The 16,694-nt window shown below is 51.1% G+C and carries 19 protein-coding genes; 8 read left to right on the forward strand and 11 right to left on the reverse strand.

What is annotated here, in order from left to right; all coding sequences use genetic code 11:
- Positions 1 to 159: 159 nt before the first annotated feature.
- The 5 genes from AC16KF_RS06115 (at position 160) to AC16KF_RS06135 (ending at position 2,861) form a co-directional block, all read left to right on the forward strand.
- Complete coding sequence (locus AC16KF_RS06115; protein WP_484036410.1) at positions 160 to 465, forward strand: hypothetical protein; 306 nt, start codon at positions 160 to 162, stop codon at positions 463 to 465.
- Complete coding sequence (locus AC16KF_RS06120) at positions 416 to 715, forward strand: hypothetical protein (RefSeq protein ID WP_484036411.1); 300 nt, start codon at positions 416 to 418, stop codon at positions 713 to 715. Before AC16KF_RS06115 ends, AC16KF_RS06120 begins: the two co-directional genes overlap by 50 nt.
- 90 nt (positions 716 to 805) lie before the next feature.
- Positions 806 to 1,897 carry an alpha/beta fold hydrolase gene (locus tag AC16KF_RS06125; RefSeq protein WP_484036412.1) on the forward strand — a complete coding sequence of 364 codons (1,092 nt, stop codon included), beginning with the start codon at positions 806 to 808 and terminating at the stop codon, positions 1,895 to 1,897.
- 100 nt (positions 1,898 to 1,997) lie between these two features.
- Positions 1,998 to 2,384 carry a DUF6632 domain-containing protein gene (locus AC16KF_RS06130; protein ID WP_484036413.1) on the forward strand — a complete coding sequence of 129 codons (387 nt, stop codon included), beginning with the start codon at positions 1,998 to 2,000 and terminating at the stop codon, positions 2,382 to 2,384.
- A 93-nt stretch (positions 2,385 to 2,477) separates the two neighbouring features.
- The gene (locus AC16KF_RS06135; RefSeq protein ID WP_484036414.1) at positions 2,478 to 2,861 is read left to right on the forward strand and encodes a nuclear transport factor 2 family protein; all 384 of its coding nucleotides are present in this window, start codon (positions 2,478 to 2,480) and stop codon (positions 2,859 to 2,861) included.
- Positions 2,862 to 3,046: 185 nt separating this feature from the next.
- Here AC16KF_RS06135 and trpA read toward each other — a convergent pair whose 3' ends face one another.
- The 8 genes from trpA to trpE form a co-directional block, all read right to left on the reverse strand.
- Positions 3,047 to 3,841: a tryptophan synthase subunit alpha gene (gene trpA, locus AC16KF_RS06140; RefSeq protein WP_484036415.1), complete on the reverse strand. Its 795-nt coding sequence runs from the start codon at positions 3,839 to 3,841 to the stop codon at positions 3,047 to 3,049.
- A gap of 174 nt (positions 3,842 to 4,015) precedes the next feature.
- Positions 4,016 to 4,681: a hypothetical protein gene (locus tag AC16KF_RS06145; protein WP_484036416.1), complete on the reverse strand. Its 666-nt coding sequence runs from the start codon at positions 4,679 to 4,681 to the stop codon at positions 4,016 to 4,018.
- Between the two features lie 58 nt (positions 4,682 to 4,739).
- On the reverse strand, positions 4,740 to 5,930 hold the full coding sequence (trpB, locus tag AC16KF_RS06150; protein ID WP_484036417.1) for a tryptophan synthase subunit beta: 1,191 nt from the start codon (positions 5,928 to 5,930) through the stop codon (positions 4,740 to 4,742).
- Positions 5,931 to 5,985: 55 nt separating this feature from the next.
- Positions 5,986 to 6,612: a phosphoribosylanthranilate isomerase gene (locus tag AC16KF_RS06155; protein ID WP_484036418.1), complete on the reverse strand. Its 627-nt coding sequence runs from the start codon at positions 6,610 to 6,612 to the stop codon at positions 5,986 to 5,988.
- A gap of 279 nt (positions 6,613 to 6,891) precedes the next feature.
- Positions 6,892 to 7,701 (reverse strand): indole-3-glycerol phosphate synthase TrpC, encoded by an 810-nt coding sequence (gene trpC, locus AC16KF_RS06160; RefSeq protein ID WP_484036419.1) that lies wholly within the window; start codon positions 7,699 to 7,701, stop codon positions 6,892 to 6,894.
- A complete protein-coding gene (gene trpD, locus AC16KF_RS06165; protein WP_484036420.1) occupies positions 7,698 to 9,311 on the reverse strand; it encodes an anthranilate phosphoribosyltransferase in 1,614 nt (537 codons plus the stop codon). The genes trpC and trpD overlap by 4 nt, the downstream gene beginning before the upstream one ends.
- Before the next feature lie 73 nt (positions 9,312 to 9,384).
- Positions 9,385 to 10,437 carry a tryptophan--tRNA ligase gene (trpS, locus tag AC16KF_RS06170; protein WP_484036421.1) on the reverse strand — a complete coding sequence of 351 codons (1,053 nt, stop codon included), beginning with the start codon at positions 10,435 to 10,437 and terminating at the stop codon, positions 9,385 to 9,387.
- Positions 10,438 to 10,682: 245 nt separating this feature from the next.
- Complete coding sequence (trpE, locus tag AC16KF_RS06175; protein ID WP_484036422.1) at positions 10,683 to 12,155, reverse strand: anthranilate synthase component I; 1,473 nt, start codon at positions 12,153 to 12,155, stop codon at positions 10,683 to 10,685.
- A gap of 683 nt (positions 12,156 to 12,838) precedes the next feature.
- Between trpE and AC16KF_RS06180 the strand changes: the two genes are divergently transcribed.
- From AC16KF_RS06180 to AC16KF_RS06190, 3 genes are read left to right on the forward strand one after another with little or no spacing between them, the layout of a single operon-like run.
- Positions 12,839 to 13,780, forward strand: coding sequence for a DNA cytosine methyltransferase (locus tag AC16KF_RS06180; RefSeq protein WP_484036423.1), 942 nt, complete (start codon positions 12,839 to 12,841; stop codon positions 13,778 to 13,780).
- Positions 13,777 to 14,778, forward strand: a complete 1,002-nt coding sequence (locus tag AC16KF_RS06185; protein WP_484036424.1) for a restriction endonuclease — start codon at positions 13,777 to 13,779, stop codon at positions 14,776 to 14,778. The genes AC16KF_RS06180 and AC16KF_RS06185 overlap by 4 nt, the downstream gene beginning before the upstream one ends.
- 14 nt (positions 14,779 to 14,792) lie before the next feature.
- The gene (locus AC16KF_RS06190) at positions 14,793 to 15,212 is read left to right on the forward strand and encodes a very short patch repair endonuclease (RefSeq protein ID WP_484036425.1); all 420 of its coding nucleotides are present in this window, start codon (positions 14,793 to 14,795) and stop codon (positions 15,210 to 15,212) included.
- An 11-nt stretch (positions 15,213 to 15,223) separates the two neighbouring features.
- Here the strand turns inward: AC16KF_RS06190 and AC16KF_RS06195 are convergent, their stop codons facing one another.
- From AC16KF_RS06195 to AC16KF_RS06205, 3 genes are all read right to left on the reverse strand, one after another.
- Positions 15,224 to 15,766 (reverse strand): MOSC domain-containing protein, encoded by a 543-nt coding sequence (locus AC16KF_RS06195; RefSeq protein ID WP_484036426.1) that lies wholly within the window; start codon positions 15,764 to 15,766, stop codon positions 15,224 to 15,226.
- 66 nt (positions 15,767 to 15,832) lie between these two features.
- Positions 15,833 to 16,087, reverse strand: a complete 255-nt coding sequence (locus AC16KF_RS06200; RefSeq protein WP_484036427.1) for a CopG family antitoxin — start codon at positions 16,085 to 16,087, stop codon at positions 15,833 to 15,835.
- A 63-nt stretch (positions 16,088 to 16,150) separates the two neighbouring features.
- Positions 16,151 to 16,687, reverse strand: a complete 537-nt coding sequence (locus AC16KF_RS06205; protein ID WP_484036428.1) for a hypothetical protein — start codon at positions 16,685 to 16,687, stop codon at positions 16,151 to 16,153.
- Between the last annotated feature and the right edge of the window lie 7 nt (positions 16,688 to 16,694).

Raw genomic sequence — 16,694 nt, forward strand, 5'->3', positions numbered from 1 at the left:
GAATTGTTTTACGGCATGGTGGTCTCGGTACGTCCCGCTACGCTTCGACTTCGTGGCGCGAACATCACGCGCCACTCCGCTCAGCGCGAGCGGGACTACTCGACCACCGAGGTAACTTTTGGTCTATGATAGAATCCACTCAACGCGAAGGAGTTTGATATGAAACCTGGCGACTATGTTGGCTTATACATTGACGACAAGTTAATCTACACAGGCGTCTTGAAAGACATCGGCAAGATGGATAGCGGGCGGACGATCTATCAGGTCTTGCTGGTGAAGAATATTTTTCAGCGCAATTACCCCGAAATCCACTTTGACCCTGATATTCGACCTGCTACATTCGAACAATTGCAGGATGAAATCAAACGCCTCAAGATCAAATTAATGAAGGGTCTCGAAAAACTGGAGGGTGAACATGTCGCAGAACTCATCGAAGAAAAAGAACTCCATAACATCATTGGATGAATACGACCAATTGTTGCAATTGTATTCCGACGCGTGGGATCGAGTCCATTCTGGCGGCACGGGCGCGGGATACAGCGGTATTCATTACGAAGTCTTTGAGGCGCTTCGCAAGTATAGCAGGGTCGCCAACAGCCGCGACGAAGCCTTGACCGAATTGAAAAAATTGCTTCGTGAATATGAAGTTGAGCATTTGGGGGAAAAAGATAAATCAGATGAAGAATACCTGAGCAAGTTTGATGACATTGAATGAAAGTCGGCGCAGACCATTGGATTGCAGATCGGACAGGCGCATAATTGGAGTAAAATTTCCTAATTCCTGTAAAAAGAATCTGAAGCTCATATGAAACAGGAAATCCGTTTCTGCACAGCCTTCGATGGGATCCGCCTTGCTTATGCCAAAGTTGGGCAGGGTCCGCCATTGGTGAAGGTCGGCAATTGGATGAGTCATCTGGAGTATGACTGGAACAGTCCCGTTTGGGGAGCGTGGATGGAGGGCTGGTCGCGGTTTCATACGTTTTACCGATATGACCCGCGCGGCTGTGGTCTCTCGGATTGGAATGTGACCAATTTTTCCTTCGAGGCATTGGTTAGCGATTTGGAAGCGGTAGTGGATGCGGCTGGGTTGGAACAGTTCGATCTGTTTGCCATGTCGCAGGGCGGATGTGTATCCATGGCGTACACGGCAAGGCATCCCGAACGAGTTCGAAGGCTGATCCTGTACGGCGGTTATCTTCAAGGAGGCTTGGCAAGGAATCCCACGCCCGAAGCGGTGGAAGAGGTGGAGGTGTGGCTCAAACTTCTCAAGTTGAGTTGGGGAAATGAAAACCCAGCCTATCGGCATGTATTTACAATGACTTTAATTCCAGAGGGGACCCCCGAACAATTGGACTGGTTCAACCATTTGCAATTCATCTCCACATCCCCTGCCAACGCCATGGAAGTTCAGCGAATGTTCAATCAGGTGGATGTGTGCGACCTGGCGAAAACGATCAAGGCGCCAACCATGGTCATTCAGGCAAAACACGATACAGCCGTTGCGTTTGAAGAGGGACGGAAGACTGCGGCTCACATCCCAGGCTCACAGTTCGTCATTTTGGACAGCAAGAATCACGTCTTGATGAAGAACGAGCCAGCATGGTCAAATTTTTGGGATGAGTTCTATCGCTTCCTTGAGGTGGGCAGGGAATCCTCCACAGCGAGGCGCGAGGCTTCAGTGGAGGAAAAGGTCTGGTCCCAGCTCACCAGCCGCGAGCGTGAGGTGATGCGGCTGTTAGCCGAAGGCAAATCCAATTTGGAGATTTCACAAAAACTCGTTTTGAGCGAAAAGACCATCCGTAATTACGTCTCGAGTATTTACGAGAAATTGCAGATCAACAGTCGAGGCGAGTTGATCGTGCTGGCGCGCAAATTGGGATTGATGACGGATAAATAAGGTCGGGACAAAATCGGGACACGCGTCTCTTTGCGATGGGACAGGTTGAGGGCTATGCTACGGACAGTCATCCAACCGTTTTATTCAAAAGGAGAACACCATGAACGAATCGGATCGCGTCAAATATTTGCGAATTGCGCTATGGGTCTTTGGACTCGCTTTCATCTTTGGCATTTGGTTTCTATCAAAGGTTTGGGCTTCTGGCTGGTCATGGCATACGGAAGGACGCTCATATTACTTTGAAATGATCCTGGGCGTATATGCCACACTGGGCGTGTTTCTGATTCTTGCCGCGCGCGACCCGCTCAAAAATCTTAGCCTCATCTGGTTCACGGTTTGGTCAAGCGCGGTGCACGGCGGAATCATGGCAGTGCAATCATTTGACAGCCCGCACAACATGGGTCACCTATACGGAGACGTATTGGTATTGTTCGTCGTTGCAGCGGTGTTGGGTTTTCTGACTCCTCGCAAAAGCACGATGGCTTGATCGTAATACAGGGTGGAATACCAACACAGTCTGGCAGGGAGAATACCTGCCAGACTGTCATAATAAAGCCGAGGTCTTTGAAAGGATCAAAACATGAACACTCAATCAAGAGATACGGACATCAAAGCCATCCACGAAGCGGTGGAGGATTATTACGTTGGCTGGTATTCAGCCAATGCCGAACGAATGAGGCGTTGTTTGCATGAAGGGCTGGCAAAACGCGCCATCGATTTGGACGAGGCAGGAAAGCAATATCTGCTCCATCTCACCAAAGAGATCATGGTGGATGACACGTCAAAAGGCGGTGGAAGTGACACGCCCGCCGAGAAACAAACCTGGACAATTACCATTTTGGATTGCTATGAGGAAATCGCAACGGTCAAAGTGGCGTCGGGAGAATATATGGAATACATTCACCTTGCCAGGCAGGATGGTCAATGGCTGATCGTGAATGTACTTTTTGCAGTTCGTCCTTAAAATTTCAGAAGGGGGTATTCCAAATTAAGATTATCTTATCGGGTCAATGCGCTTCGGAACTCAGCAATAAATTGTTTCGCCGCCTCAACACCGCAGGGCTAAAGCCGCTTGCTCAGCACATGGAAGCCCTGCGGGCTGACGAGCGAGTCGGCTTTTAGCCGACTTCCACGCACTGAGGCAGGGCTTCATCCCGCCGATTCACGCAAAGCCTCCCGAAACATCCTCGCCAACTCCCTCGCCGCATCAACGGGACTTTCACTTCCTCCAATTGTCCTCACACAAGCCGTTCCTACAATGACTCCATCCGCCATTCGACCAACTTCACGCGCTTGCTCAGGCGTGCTGATCCCAAATCCCACACACACAGGAATATCCGTATGTTGGCGGACATTTGCAATTAAATCCGACAATCCTTCAGCGACTGTTTTTCTTTCTCCTGTTATTCCAGTCACCGAAACTAAATAAATAAATCCTTTTGCATTGCGCGCGATTTTTTCCATACGTTCGGATGATGAGGTCGGCGTAAGCATGGGAATCAACGGTAGGGGCGGACTGCCGTCCGCCCCTACAACGGACATAAATTCCTCCGCCTCCTCCATCGGCAAATCTGGGACGATGAATCCATCCGCGCCTGCCTCCACCGCATCATGGACGAATCTCTCCAGTCCATACGCCAGCATGGGATTGTAGTAACCCATCAAGATCAGCGGAATATCCACGCCGCGTTGACGTAACTCCTTCACCGCTTCGAGCGACTTCTTGACCGTGATTCCCATCTCCAACGCAATTTGTGTGGCGTGCTGAATCACGGGTCCATCGGCGAGCGGGTCAGAGAACGACAGCCCCACCTCGATCAAGTCCGCGCCGTTATTGGCGAGCGCCTCGATCACGTCAATGGATGTGTCCAAGTCAGGGTAACCCAGCGGGAAGTAGGGCATGAAGATCGGTTTGTGCTTGAAGGCAGTTTCGATTCGGTCCATTTTTCCTCTTTACCGCGAAGCACGCGAAGATCGCTAAGAAAATCTTTTGGTTTTCTTCGCGTCCTTTGCGCTCTTAGCGATTCATTTTTTTATTCATCCAAATTCGTTGGTCGAGCAGTATCCTGAGTTTATCGAGGGGCAGGCGGCGTTCGTCCGCCGTATCGAAACCAACCTCTAATCTCTAATCTCTTTTTTTCTTGAACTCGCGCTCAACGCCATGACCAATAAAAATACATCGGTCAGAATCCAAAATATATTCGGTACTATGCCGCCCGATAACGGGGGAAAAACATACTCGGTGAGGTTGAGCGTGTTGGCAATGCCATAACTGGTTACAGCGCAGAACAAAAGCCAGGCGGTTCCGTGCCAAATGGTCTCGCGCGAAGCGCGCGCTCGTTGCCAGGCAACGACAATTAAAACGGCATCGAACATTGGGTAAAGGGCTAACCCTAAAAAGCCGATCCAATCTCCGCCGTTGGTTGCCATCGCTGAACGGAAATAAAAAGCCCACACCAGCACGGCTGTGATCAGGGCGGCTGAGCCGACCCATTTCCAAGTCTTTTGAGTTAACGCGACTGGATACAACCAGAGCGCAAGCCCAACCAGCGCGTAACGAACGATATAGAATACATCCACAAGAGAAAATGTGGATAACGCCGCACCCGTGACAAGGTCATGAACGATCCACGCAATGTTGCCCAGCAGATTCATCGTCCATGCCCATGCAAAGAACAGCCAAAAATTGCGCGGTTCACGCCGACGAATGACCTGTCCCCAAAGAACAAGCAGAATAGCCAGTAGCGTCAAATATCCAACTGCTTGCAGAGTTTGTAAAAGCATCTCGGTGTATTCCTCCGTTGATTATTTTTACGTTATCAACAGGAATTTTATCAACTTTTCAAACTCCAATCTCCTTTATCACCGTATTCAAGTCCTTATCCCCTCTCCCCGAAAGATTCACCAGAATCACCTGATCCTTCCTCATCTTCGGCGCGCGCTTGATGACCTCTGCCACAGCATGAGACGACTCCAACGCGGGGATGATTCCCTCCGTATGGCACAACATCTGAAATGCGCTCAACGCTTCCGCATCCGTTGCGGATGTGTAAAAGGCGCGTTCGGTATCGCGCATCAGCGCGTGTTCAGGTCCGACCGCCGCATAATCCAACCCTGCCGAGACGGAATGAGTCTCCGCGATCTGACCATCTTCATCTTGCAACACATACGTGCGCGTGCCGTGAATGACTCCCACGCGCCCCTTCGACGGGTCGCCGAATCGCGCCGCGTGCTTGCCTGTTTCGATTCCGCTTCCGCCCGCTTCGACGCCGATCAACTCGACCTGTTCATCGTCCACGAATCCGCTGAAGACGCCGATCGCGTTCGAGCCGCCGCCGACACATGCGATGACAGTATCGGGCAAGCGTCCCACTTCCATCATGATCTGTTCTCGCGCTTCCGTTCCAATCACCGATTGAAACTCACGCACGATGGTCGGGTATGGATGCGGTCCCAATGCCGAGCCAAGCAAGTAATGTGTGTCGCGCACATTCGTCACCCAATCGCGTATCGCTTCGTTGATCGCGTCCTTCAACGTTTTTGTCCCAGAGTTCACGGGTCGCACTTCCGCGCCCAACAACTTCATGCGAAACACATTCGGCTCCTGCCGCGCAATGTCCACCGAACCCATGTATACGACACATTCCAATCCCAACAACGCCGCCGCCGTCGCCGACGCGACTCCATGTTGCCCCGCGCCTGTCTCAGCCACGATGCGTCCCTTCCCCATCCGCTTCACCAACAATGCCTGTCCCAACGCGTTGTTAATTTTATGCGCGCCCGTGTGCGCCAAATCTTCGCGCTTCAAATAGATTTGCGCGCCGCCCAATTTTTCCGACAATCGTTTTGCATACGTCAACGGCGTAGGTCTGCCGACAAACGACGCCATCAATTTGTTGAACTCCGATTGAAACGCCGCGTCCGCTTTCGCCGCCACGAACGCCTCTTCCAACTCGATCAACGCGGGCATCAACGTTTCGGGGACGAATTGTCCGCCGTACTTTCCAAATTTTGGGGATAAAAGTGTTGTCATAATTTCTCTCTTGGAAAGTGGAAAGTAGAAATTCGACTCGTCCACTTTCCACTTTCTATTTGGATTCTGCGACTCGGACGGCTTTCACAAATGCGGACATCTTCCCCGCGTCTTTCGCACCGACGGCTGATTCGACCCCCGAAGCCACATCCACGCCCCAGGGTTTGACTCGGCTCACCGCCTCCGCGACATTCTCAGGCGTGAGTCCGCCCGCCAGCAACAGCGGATACGTCTTCGCCAACTCCGCCGCGCCGTTCCAATCGGCAGTGACTCCGCTCCCGCCGTAGATGCCCTTCACGGAAGCATCCAGCAAGAATACGGGCGACTCAGTTCTCACAAAGCCAATTATGTTTTCAGGGATTCCACGAAATGCTTTGAATGCTTTGCCATTGAGTTCATTCAACATCTCAACCGTTTCATCGCCGTGAAGTTGCGCCAGATCAAGCGAGCAGGTTGCGAGAATGTCCTTCACTTCCTCCACCGACGAATTGACAAACACGCCAACAAGTTTAATGTGCGAATGTTCTTTTTTCAAAACAGCAGTGATTTGAGCGCAGCTTTGTTTCTCAACAAAGCGCGGGCTTTTGGAATAGAAGTTGAATCCCAAATAATCCGCTCCCGCGTGGATGGCGGCGAGGGCATCGGTCAATGTTTTGATTCCGCAGATTTTGATTTTGGTCATAGGTTTTGTACTGCGACACGCTTCGCGGTGTCGCTTTTCCTTGCAAACGCGACATAAATGTCGCGTTACGAATTATTGCAACCCCGAAGGGGTAGCATGATTCTAGAATTAGGCATAAACGATTTTGAAACTCCGAAGGAGTGACATAATCCTGTCATCCCTTCGGGATTTGCGATTCGGTACGGCATTATTACAATCATTTCATCCCTTCGGGATTGGTAGGTCGCGTTTTCAACGTGACGTATTCCATTAATTTATCTGTCACGCTGCAAGCATGACCTACGTGTCCATTCCTGAAAGTTCTCTCACTTTCGCGCCAATATCCTCCGAAGTAATCAACGCTTCGCCAACGAGGATTGCATCCACATTTGCATTTGCCAGGCGGTCAACATCTTCGGCGGTGAAGATTCCAGATTCAGCAACAACAGCAATATCGGGGGGAATCATCGGGCGGAGGGTTTCGGTCGTTTCGAGCGACACGTCGAAGGTGGCGAGGTTGCGGTTGTTGATGCCGATGAGTTGGATGTTGGGAATCTTCAAGGCACGTTCGGTCTCGGCTTCATCGTGGACTTCAACCAATGCTGTCAATTTCAATTCAAGAGCGAGAGTATGTAAATCAGCGAAGAGGGAATCATCGGGCAGGGCGGCGGCGATGAGAAGGATGGCGTCTGCGCCGTTGACTCTGGATTCGTAGAGTTGGGTTTCGTGGAGGATGAAATCCTTTCTCAAGAGAGGTGTCACGTGCGAAGTTTCAAGTTTCAAGTTTCGAGTGCGGAGTTCTCGGAGAGTTTCAAGATTGCCCATGAAGAATTTTTCGTCGGTCAACACAGAGATGGCGGAGGCTCCGTTTTGGGTGTAGAGGTCTGCCACTTGGAAGAGGTCGAGGTGGGGGGCGAGGAGTCCCTTGGAGGGCGAGGCGCGCTTGAGTTCGGCGATCAGGCTGGGGCGGGGAGAGAAGCGGCGGCGCTTTAGTGCGGCGAGAAAATCTCGAGGCGTAGGAGAAGAGTCGACGGCGCGGCGTAAGGCTGAGGCGTCGAGCGCCGCTATCTCCATCTTTTTTTGCTCGATGATTTTTTCGAGAATACTCATTGCGCAAAACTTTTTGAATATTCAATCAAGGCGTTGAGTTTGTTGAGGGCGTTGCCGCTTTGCAGTGATTCGTTTGCTTCATGCAATGCGGATTTGAAATCGCCCGACTCGGCGGCGAGCGCGGCGGCGGCGTTGAGGAGGATGGCATCGCGCCGCGCGCCCTGCAATTGATTGGAGAGAATCGCTTTCATCATCACAGCCGCTTCGTCGGGCGTGCCGCCGCGCAGGTCTTGAACTGTTGACGATGCAAGACCCAGATCGTTTGGATTCAAGTCGTATGTTTGCACTTCGCCATTTTTCAAATGACTGATTTTATTGATGCCCGTTGTGTTGAGTTCATCGAGATGATTCGCGCCGTGAATGACGAGGGCGGCTTTGGAACCGAGTCCGTTGAGGACTTGCGCGAGAGGCTCGGTGAGTTTTGGATCGAAGACGCCCGTGAGTTGAATGTTTGCGCCAGCGGGATTCGTGAGCGGACCGAGAATGTTGAAGATGGTGCGCTGACCGATCTCTTTGCGCGGACCGACGGCGTGCTTCATGGCGGGATGAAATTTTGCGGCGAACATAAATCCGACGCCGATCTGCTCGATGGCTTGCGCGATCTGTTCGGGCGTGAGTTCGAGGCTGATGCCGAGGGCGGAGAGAACGTCGGCGCTTCCGCATTGCGACGATGCGGCGCGGTTGCCATGCTTGGCAACTTTTTTCCCTGCACCCGCCAACACAAACGCGGCGGCTGTTGAGATGTTGAACGTGTGCGCTCCGTCGCCGCCTGTGCCGACGATGTCGTAAATTGATTCGTTCGTGTTGAGTTTGACCTTCACCGCATTGGCGCGCATCGCACGCACAGAGCCAGTGATCTCAGGTATCGTCTCGCCCTTCATGCGGAGCGCGACAAGATACGCGCCGATCTGCGCTTGCGTGGCTTGTCCCGTCATGATGACGTTCATCGCTTCTTCGGCTTCAACATCAGTGAGGTCTGCCCGATTGATGGCTTTAGCAATAAAAGGTTTGAGCATGGATGGTTCTCCTTTTGCGGCAGGAGCGGGATTCAGATCGAGAAAATTTTTGAGCAATTGCTTGCCATGTTCGGTGAGAATCGATTCGGGATGAAACTGCACGCCGTATGTTTGATGCTCACGATGTTTGAGTCCCATGATTTCTTCTTCGGGCGTGATAGCGGTCACTTCGAGTTCGGATGGCACGGGATCGTAGACGACGAGCGAGTGATATCGCATCGCTTCAAACGGCGACGGGATGCCTTTGAAGATTCCCTGTCCATTGTGAGTCACTTTGGATGTTTTTCCGTGCATGAGACGGGACGCCCGCTTCACTTCCCCGCCGAAAACTGCTCCCAGCGACTGATGCCCTAAACACACCCCGAGCACGGGAATCTTGCCGTCGAAGTATTTGATGGCGTCGGAGGAGATGCCGTCGTCTTTGATCGGTTCGCCTGGTCCTGGCGAGATGACGAGGTGACTCGGATTGAGCGCGATGAGTTGGTTCATCGTCACCTGATCGTTGCGGAAGACGCGAATGTCCGCGCCGAGTTCGCCGAAGTATTGGACGAGGTTGTAGGTGAAGGAGTCGTAGTTGTCGATTAGAACTAGCATGGTTGATTTCCTTATCCAAGTCGAAAGTCAAAGGTCAAAGGTCGGACGACTTTTGACTTGTGACTTTCGACCTTTAGTTGTCGTATTCTCCAAAAATATCCACTTGATCGGCGAAGAGATCGAGGGAATAGGACAAGCCTGTCTTCTCGCGGACGAGTTGCATGGTCGCTTTGGCTTCGGCTTGCATACGGCTGATGCCATGCGCGAGCACGTCGCTGGGAATTAAGGGATGCGCGAGGAAGTAGGCACGCTTCTCACGGATCGGTTCGAGGAAGTTGTTGATGGCGACGGCGAGTTTCTGCTTGACTTCCACGTCGCCGACTTTGCCAGCGCGATAACGCTCCTTGAGATCGTCCACTTCGGCTCTGGAGGGATTGAACGCGTCGTGATAGATGAACACAGGATTGCCTTCGACTGTTCCTGGGTCGGTGGCGCGGAGACGCTTCGGATCGGTGTACATGTTCATCACTTTTTGTTTGACGGCCTCGGCATCGTCGGAAAGATAGATCGCGTTGCTGAGGGACTTGCTCATCTTGCCCTGTCCGTCTGTGCCGACGAGGAGTGGGACATCGCCGATGATCGAGTCGGGTTCGGGGAAGACTTCGCCGTAGAGGTTGTTGAAGCGACGCGCCATTTCACGCGCAAGTTCAACGTGCGATTGGTTGTCGCGCCCGACGGGGACAACTTGCGCGCGAGGGAGCAAAATGTCCACGGCTTGCAACACGGGATAACCGAGCAGACCGAACGGCATCGAGTCGATGTTGGCGTCGCGTGCCATGTCTTTGAGTGTGGGCATCCGTTCGAGGCGCGGCACGGTAACGAGCATCTCGAAGAGCAGATTCAGTTGATATGTTTCAGGAATCGCCGATTGGACAAATATTGTGCTGACATCGGGGTCGATGCCGACGGCGAGATAATCCAACACGGTCTCTTTGATGAAAGTTGGAATCTCTTTGATATATTGCGGTTCGGGTTTCGTTGTGAGCGTGTGCAAATCCGCGATGATGAAGAAGGATTCGTATTGATGTTGCAGTCGCACACGATTCTCCAGCGAGCCGACGTAGTGACCGAGGTGGAGGCGTCCTGTGGGGCGATCACCTGTGAGGAGGCGGGGTTTGGTGGGCATGGGTAAGTTCCTTTCGTTGTGTGATATGGGTTACAAGGTACGAGTTACGTGGCGGGTGGAGTAATTGGTAATTGGTGATTGGTAATTGGTGATTAGAGAATTAGAGAATTGGAGAATTGGAGAATTGGAGACTAGAGACTGGAGACTCAACGCTGAGGAGAGACGTATCTTGTATCGCGTAACTCGTAACAGCGACTTCATCATTTCGACTTCGCTCAATGCAAGCCTTCATCCTTTCTCCTTCATCATTTATTTTCTTCTGCCATCTCAATCGCTTTCAACATCGCGCTTGCTTTATTCACCGTCTCTTGAAACTCCGTGTTGGGATTTGAGTCCGCGACGATGCCTGCGCCTGCCTGGACGCTGAACGAATTACCTCTTGCGATCATCGTGCGGAGGGCGAGGCAGGTGTCCATGTTGCCGTCGAAGCCGAAGTAGCCGACCGCGCCTGCGTACGCGCCGCGCGCGTCGGGCTCGAGTTCGGAGATGATCTCCAACGCGCGGACTTTCGGCGCGCCGCTGACTGTCCCAGCGGGGAAGGCGGCACGCACCAGGTCGAACGCGGTGAGGTCGGGCTTCAACTTCCCTTCGACGTGCGAGACGATGTGCATGACGTGCGAATATTTTTCAACGGTGAAAAAATCGGAGACTTTGACTGTACCATATTCGCAGACGCGTCCCAAGTCGTTGCGACCCAAGTCCACGAGCATCACATGTTCGGCGCGTTCTTTCGGATCAGCGAGCAACTCTTGCGCGAGCGCGGCGTCGGCGGCAGAGTCGGCTCCACGAGGGCGCGTCCCAGCGATCGGTCGGAGTGAAGCGGTTCGTCCCTCCAAACGCACAAACATCTCAGGCGACGATCCGACAATGAAGAGCGGCTCATCGTCCACGAGTCCGAAATCAAAAAAGAACATGTACGGCGACGGGTTGAGGCGGCGCACGGCGCGATAGACATCGAACGGCTCGACGTTCGTTTCGCGCGTGAAGCGTTGCGAAAGCACCACTTGAAAAATATCGCCCGCGCGGATGTGCTCCTGCGCGTCGCGCACCATGTCTTCGTAATGTCCCTGCGTCATGTTCGAAGTTGTTTTTGAATTTTTTATTTCACGCGGTTGCGTTGCAGGAAGCGGCGCATGGATGCGCGACTCGATCTCATCCAGTTTTCGATTTGCGGATTCGACATCGCCATCGAGGACGTTCGCAACGAGAGACAGACTCCGCCGCGCGTGATCGAACGCGATGATGGTGTCGGCGAGGAGGAAGATGCCATCGGGGATACTGCGTACTGCGGATTGCGTATTGCGTATCGCGTTGCGGTTCATTCTCGACTGGAGAGTTGGTTCAAAAAACCGAACGGACTCGTACCCGAGATAGCCCACCATCCCGCCGATGAATCGCGGCACGCCTGTTTGAGGCTTGAAGTTGAAGCGATTCATTTCTTGTTGGAGAAATAATGTTGGATCGCCTTCATATTGCGTATTGCGTACTCCGTATTCATCTTTGATTTCGATGTCCGTATCGCGGATGATGTATTGCGCCTTGGGTTGAACGCCGATGAACGAGTAACGCGCGATCCGCTCCCCGCCTTCGACGGACTCGAGCAAAAACGACGCGCCCTCTCCCCGCAGTTTCATGTACACGCTGATGGGCGTCTCAAGGTCCGCGCTGATTTCGCGGATGATTGTTTGGGTTGTGGCAGCAGTTGCTTCGAGTAGCATAAACGCTCCTTTTTGAACCGCTAAGCCTGCTAAGAAGACCTTTTAAATCTTTGCGTTCTTCGCGCTCTTCGCGGTTAATTCTTTATAATTCTTCTTGAACCGCTAGGCTCGCTAAGGTCGCTAAGAAAAATCTTTTGGTTTTCTTTGCGCGCTTTGCGCTCTTCGCGGTTAATTCTTTCACGATTAAATTAAAAGCCCCTCCGTCCAATTGGGACGAGAGGGGAGTCTCGTGGTGCCACCCAAGTTAACGCCTACTGCTTTAACAAAAAATTCCTGCGTGATGCACACAGGAAGTCAAAGCCAGCGTCACTCTTGTAGTTTGCTAGTTCGATAGTGGACTAGTTATCTAGTCTCTACTCGTCTACTTTCTATCTCGCTAAGAAACTCTGCGGGGTAACGGGTGCAGTTCCCGTCTCTGGTACTCGATACTAGTCTCTAACTATCTATTCTCTAGTATCTTTCACTTCACAACTCGGAGGTCCATTCGGCTTCTGCGCTTTTGCCTTGCTTGCACCATCCTCTGCTCGGCTCTCTGAAAATCGCTTTGAAACGTACTCGTCCTCGTCAGCGTTTTTAATTATGTTGGGCGGGATTGTATGACGGAGGGAGGAGGATGTCAAGAGGATTTACAAAACTGCTATAATAGAAACTCTCAATGGAAATTTTCTAGGAGCATTAAATAAATGTTAATCGAAGAACGAACCATCAGCGTTATATCTTTATTCTCTGGGTGCGGGGGAATGGATTTAGGGTTTAGCGGGGGATTCGAGTTTCTTGGAAAAGATTATTCCCAAACGCCTTTTGAAATCATTTGGGCAAACGATCTAAATAGCGCCGCATGCCGCACATACAAGAAAAATATCGGCGAGCATATTGTCGAGGGCGATATTTGGAAGATGATGGATGAAATACCGTTGGAAGCGGACGTTGTGATAGGCGGATTTCCCTGCCAGGATATTTCAATCAACGGAAAAGGCTTGGGGATCGAGGGAAAAAGAAGCGGGCTGTACCGCGCAATGGTTGAAGTCGTGTCGCGAGTTCGTCCGAAAATTTTTGTAGCCGAGAATGTCAAAGGGCTATTGATGAAACACAACGAGAAATCCCTACAGCAAATTTTGACAGACTTTCGCGCGCTTGGCTACGATGTCACCTATCAACTCTACAACGCGGCGGACTATGGCGTTCCTCAAACACGCGAACGGGTCTTTATTGTGGGAACGCGTTCAGACATCAATAAATTTATTCCCCCCATTCCTGTAAGCGATGAACATATTACTTCACAAGAAGCAATCGGGGACCTCGAAGCCATCGGGCTAGACGAGTCATTCAATCATATCTGGAGTTTTGCAAACAAAAGCTCCGATCAAGGCAATCGCAAACTCAAAGCAGACCGACCAGGCTATACCATCCGAGCCGAATGTCACGGAAATATACAATTTCACTACGCCCTCCCGCGTAGAATTTCTATGCGCGAAGCCGCTCGTTTTCAATCGTTTCCAGATAATTTCATTTTCGACTCAAAATTGCGGGAAACAGAACGACAGGTAGGAAATGCCGTTCCTCCAGTGTTGGCATGGCACATGGCAAACGCCGTACTAGACACCTTGCTAAGTAGCGAACAATGAATCAAGAAGAATTTGAGCAGACTCTAGATGTTGCCTGCAAAAAACTAACAGCCGAAGCCAACAGGAAAACATTTCAAAAGGCTGATCAATTTGAGAATCGAGTTCGCGAGGTTTTACGCGAGTTGTTCAAAGACGATTCGTCAATCTCAATCAGCACAGAACCTCATCCACAGGCTTTTCCAGATATTGCGATAGGACAATTTGGCGTTGAAGTCAAATTCACTTTAAATGACACATGGCGTAGCGTCGCCAATAGCGTGTTGGAAACCAATCGCATTGAATCGGTCGAGAAGGTTTATTTAGTTTTCGGAAAAATGGGCGGAAAGCCCGAAGTACGTTGGGGGGATTACGAGCAAAGCGTAATTCATGTCCGCACTTCGCATGTGCCGCGCTTTGAAGTTGAACTCTTCGCCAGTCGCTCTCTGTTCGATTTAATGGGGATTACTTACGACGAATTTCGCCATCTCCCAATGGAAGAAAAAATGGGACACATTCGCGCGTACGCGCGCTCGCGTCTCGGCGAAGGAGAAAGATTATGGTGGCTGGAAGATACCCCCGACGCTGAACACACCTTGCCAATTCAAGCCCGCCTTTACACAAGCCTTTCCGTTGATGAGAAAAAACGTCTTCGAGCCGAAGCCGTATTACTCTGTCCAGGCATTGTCGCTTCAGGACGTTCCAGAAACAAATACGATGATGTTGTTCTGTACCTGTTGACATATCACGGAGTTGTCGCTCATCAGGCGCGAGACCTTTTCTCCGCTGGAAGTGTGGCAAATCCAGATAATGACGACTCAGGCGGTCTTTACATCGAACGAGCCTTGAAATTAATCGAGGGTGAAATGCTAGAAGCCGCGTCACGAATGGATGACGCTCTCTTTGTAGAATACTGGGGCGAATCAGTTCCTCCAGAAAAAAGGATCCGCCGCTGGCTTGAAAAAGCGGACGCCATAGCTAAAGATTGGAAGCCTTCTAAAAAATTGTTTTTATCAAAATAATCGGAAGCGGTATTATGACCGATGTTTTTAACGCGAAAAAACGTTCGCAAGTAATGAGCGCGGTCCGCTCGAAAGGCAATAAGTCCACCGAACTTGCGCTTATAAGTATTTTTAGATCACTCAAGATTTCTGGATGGCGGCGAAACGTCAATCTAATTGGAAAACCAGATTTTGTATTCCCAAAACATAAAACTATCGTGTTTGTCGACGGATGTTATTGGCACGGTCACACTTGCAGGATTCGCAAACCTGGCCATAACAATAAATATTGGAAAGAAAAAATCCTTCATAACAAGCTGAGGGATGGTTTTGTAACAAAGGAATTAAGAAGGAATGGGTGGAAAGTTATTAGAATCTGGGAATGTGAAATCAAAAAGCGCAAGTACGTTCGAAAATTAAATCACATTCTTTTTCTCATAAATCAGGCTCGGTAGCCCGCTTCGACTTAGACTGGCTGAAGCGACCGAAACTCCCCCTCTGGATACTCAACCCGAATCAAATCATTCGGGAACACATCGCCGCCTGCCAGCACAATCCCCATCACACCCGCCTTGCGGATTAGATTTCCTTCTTCGTCATGGTCAAGGCAGGCTTTGAGCAAACCTTTCTGAAAATCATCCAACTGATAACACGGGTTGCGTAAACCAGTTATTTCAATCACCGCCTCTTTCCCCAAATGCAGACATGTCCCTGTCGGCAGACCGAGCAAGTCCACGCCGCGGGTGGTGATGTTCTCCCCCATCTGCCCAGCCGAGACGTTGAATCCCTGCGCGTTCAGTTCATCGTGCAACTCCGCGTGAATCAAATGGACTTGTCGCAGGTTCGGCTGGGTCGGGTCACGCTTGACGCGGGAGCGATGCTTGACCGTGACACCCGAGTGCGCGTCCCCATCCACGCCCACGCCAGCGATCAGGCGGATACTTTTTTGAGTTGACTTGCTGAAGGTATGTCCCGAACTGAGACTGACGGCAGTGATGATCGATTCCATGTGGGGCAGTATACAATAAAACAGGCACGTCAAATTGATGTGCCTGTTCCTCGATTCCCAATGAAGTTACCCCACCTTCGACTCTACAAGTTTTTCCTTCAACCAAAGATTGACCAAGGTTTCCACGTTGATTCCGCGCCTGTGTGCCAATTCTTCAATATCAGAAAGTAAGTCTGGCTCAACGGGAATTGCAACAGAAACATGAAACTCGACATCAGGCGCGTTGGGATCGTCGAATTCGGTGAAGTCTTGCTTGTCCCAGAATTCGCCCAATTTTTCAGGGGAGTCGCCTTTTGAAACGGAAGTCTTATTTGCAGGCATAGAGACAGTATACAACAAAACAAAGTCCGCTTTAGCGGGCTTTGTAAGAATAGGCGGGGGGTTTCAATCCCCGCCGAGCTTCCCCCACTCCGCATGACGGAGTTGCAATAAATCCTCCGACTTGATCATCGTCAACAGATCGGGGCGCGACGTGCGCGAATAGACTTTGTACAGCGCATCCTTTGGTGAATCCACTTTCGCGTCGAAGTCCACGAGTTTTTCGACGAGGGCGAGCAGTTCGATGCGGTCTACGATGCGGAAACTATTGGCAAGTTCGAAGGCGATCAAGTCTGCCTTGCCGTCATACAGCCAGCCTTTGTTATTTTCCCGAACACTATGTAACTCGATCCACAAAAATTCATCTTGAAGTTCCTTGTCCTCCCGTGACTTGCGCTTGATACTTTTCACATCCACTTTATGGGACTTTCCATCCCGCTCGATGACGTAATCAAAATGTTCGTCAATATTTCCCTTTTCAGACGAAGCCGTGACTTTGAATCCGTGCCGAATCGCAAGCCGCGCAAAGGAATCCTCCGCGCGGCGACCGAGTTCCAGCGAATCCTTTTTGTCGTAGCGATTTCTGGAATTCTTTGTGAACATGAAGCTG

The sequence above is a fragment of the Candidatus Defluviilinea gracilis genome (assembly GCF_057138825.1).

What these genes read in the sequence shown, in the direction of transcription:
- AC16KF_RS06115 (WP_484036410.1), top strand. Translation starts at nt 160, where the DNA reads ATGAAACCTGGCGACTATGTTGGCTTATACATTGACGACAAGTTAATC.
- AC16KF_RS06120 (WP_484036411.1), top strand. Translation starts at nt 416, where the DNA reads ATGTCGCAGAACTCATCGAAGAAAAAGAACTCCATAACATCATTGGAT.
- AC16KF_RS06125 (WP_484036412.1), top strand. Translation starts at nt 806, where the DNA reads ATGAAACAGGAAATCCGTTTCTGCACAGCCTTCGATGGGATCCGCCTT.
- AC16KF_RS06130 (WP_484036413.1), top strand. Translation starts at nt 1,998, where the DNA reads ATGAACGAATCGGATCGCGTCAAATATTTGCGAATTGCGCTATGGGTC.
- AC16KF_RS06135 (WP_484036414.1), top strand. Translation starts at nt 2,478, where the DNA reads ATGAACACTCAATCAAGAGATACGGACATCAAAGCCATCCACGAAGCG.
- trpA (WP_484036415.1), bottom strand. Translation starts at nt 3,841, where the DNA reads ATGGACCGAATCGAAACTGCCTTCAAGCACAAACCGATCTTCATGCCC.
- AC16KF_RS06145 (WP_484036416.1), bottom strand. Translation starts at nt 4,681, where the DNA reads ATGCTTTTACAAACTCTGCAAGCAGTTGGATATTTGACGCTACTGGCT.
- trpB (WP_484036417.1), bottom strand. Translation starts at nt 5,930, where the DNA reads ATGACAACACTTTTATCCCCAAAATTTGGAAAGTACGGCGGACAATTC.
- AC16KF_RS06155 (WP_484036418.1), bottom strand. Translation starts at nt 6,612, where the DNA reads ATGACCAAAATCAAAATCTGCGGAATCAAAACATTGACCGATGCCCTC.
- trpC (WP_484036419.1), bottom strand. Translation starts at nt 7,701, where the DNA reads ATGAGTATTCTCGAAAAAATCATCGAGCAAAAAAAGATGGAGATAGCG.
- trpD (WP_484036420.1), bottom strand. Translation starts at nt 9,311, where the DNA reads ATGCTAGTTCTAATCGACAACTACGACTCCTTCACCTACAACCTCGTC.
- trpS (WP_484036421.1), bottom strand. Translation starts at nt 10,437, where the DNA reads ATGCCCACCAAACCCCGCCTCCTCACAGGTGATCGCCCCACAGGACGC.
- trpE (WP_484036422.1), bottom strand. Translation starts at nt 12,155, where the DNA reads ATGCTACTCGAAGCAACTGCTGCCACAACCCAAACAATCATCCGCGAA.
- AC16KF_RS06180 (WP_484036423.1), top strand. Translation starts at nt 12,839, where the DNA reads ATGTTAATCGAAGAACGAACCATCAGCGTTATATCTTTATTCTCTGGG.
- AC16KF_RS06185 (WP_484036424.1), top strand. Translation starts at nt 13,777, where the DNA reads ATGAATCAAGAAGAATTTGAGCAGACTCTAGATGTTGCCTGCAAAAAA.
- AC16KF_RS06190 (WP_484036425.1), top strand. Translation starts at nt 14,793, where the DNA reads ATGACCGATGTTTTTAACGCGAAAAAACGTTCGCAAGTAATGAGCGCG.
- AC16KF_RS06195 (WP_484036426.1), bottom strand. Translation starts at nt 15,766, where the DNA reads ATGGAATCGATCATCACTGCCGTCAGTCTCAGTTCGGGACATACCTTC.
- AC16KF_RS06200 (WP_484036427.1), bottom strand. Translation starts at nt 16,087, where the DNA reads ATGCCTGCAAATAAGACTTCCGTTTCAAAAGGCGACTCCCCTGAAAAA.
- AC16KF_RS06205 (WP_484036428.1), bottom strand. Translation starts at nt 16,687, where the DNA reads ATGTTCACAAAGAATTCCAGAAATCGCTACGACAAAAAGGATTCGCTG.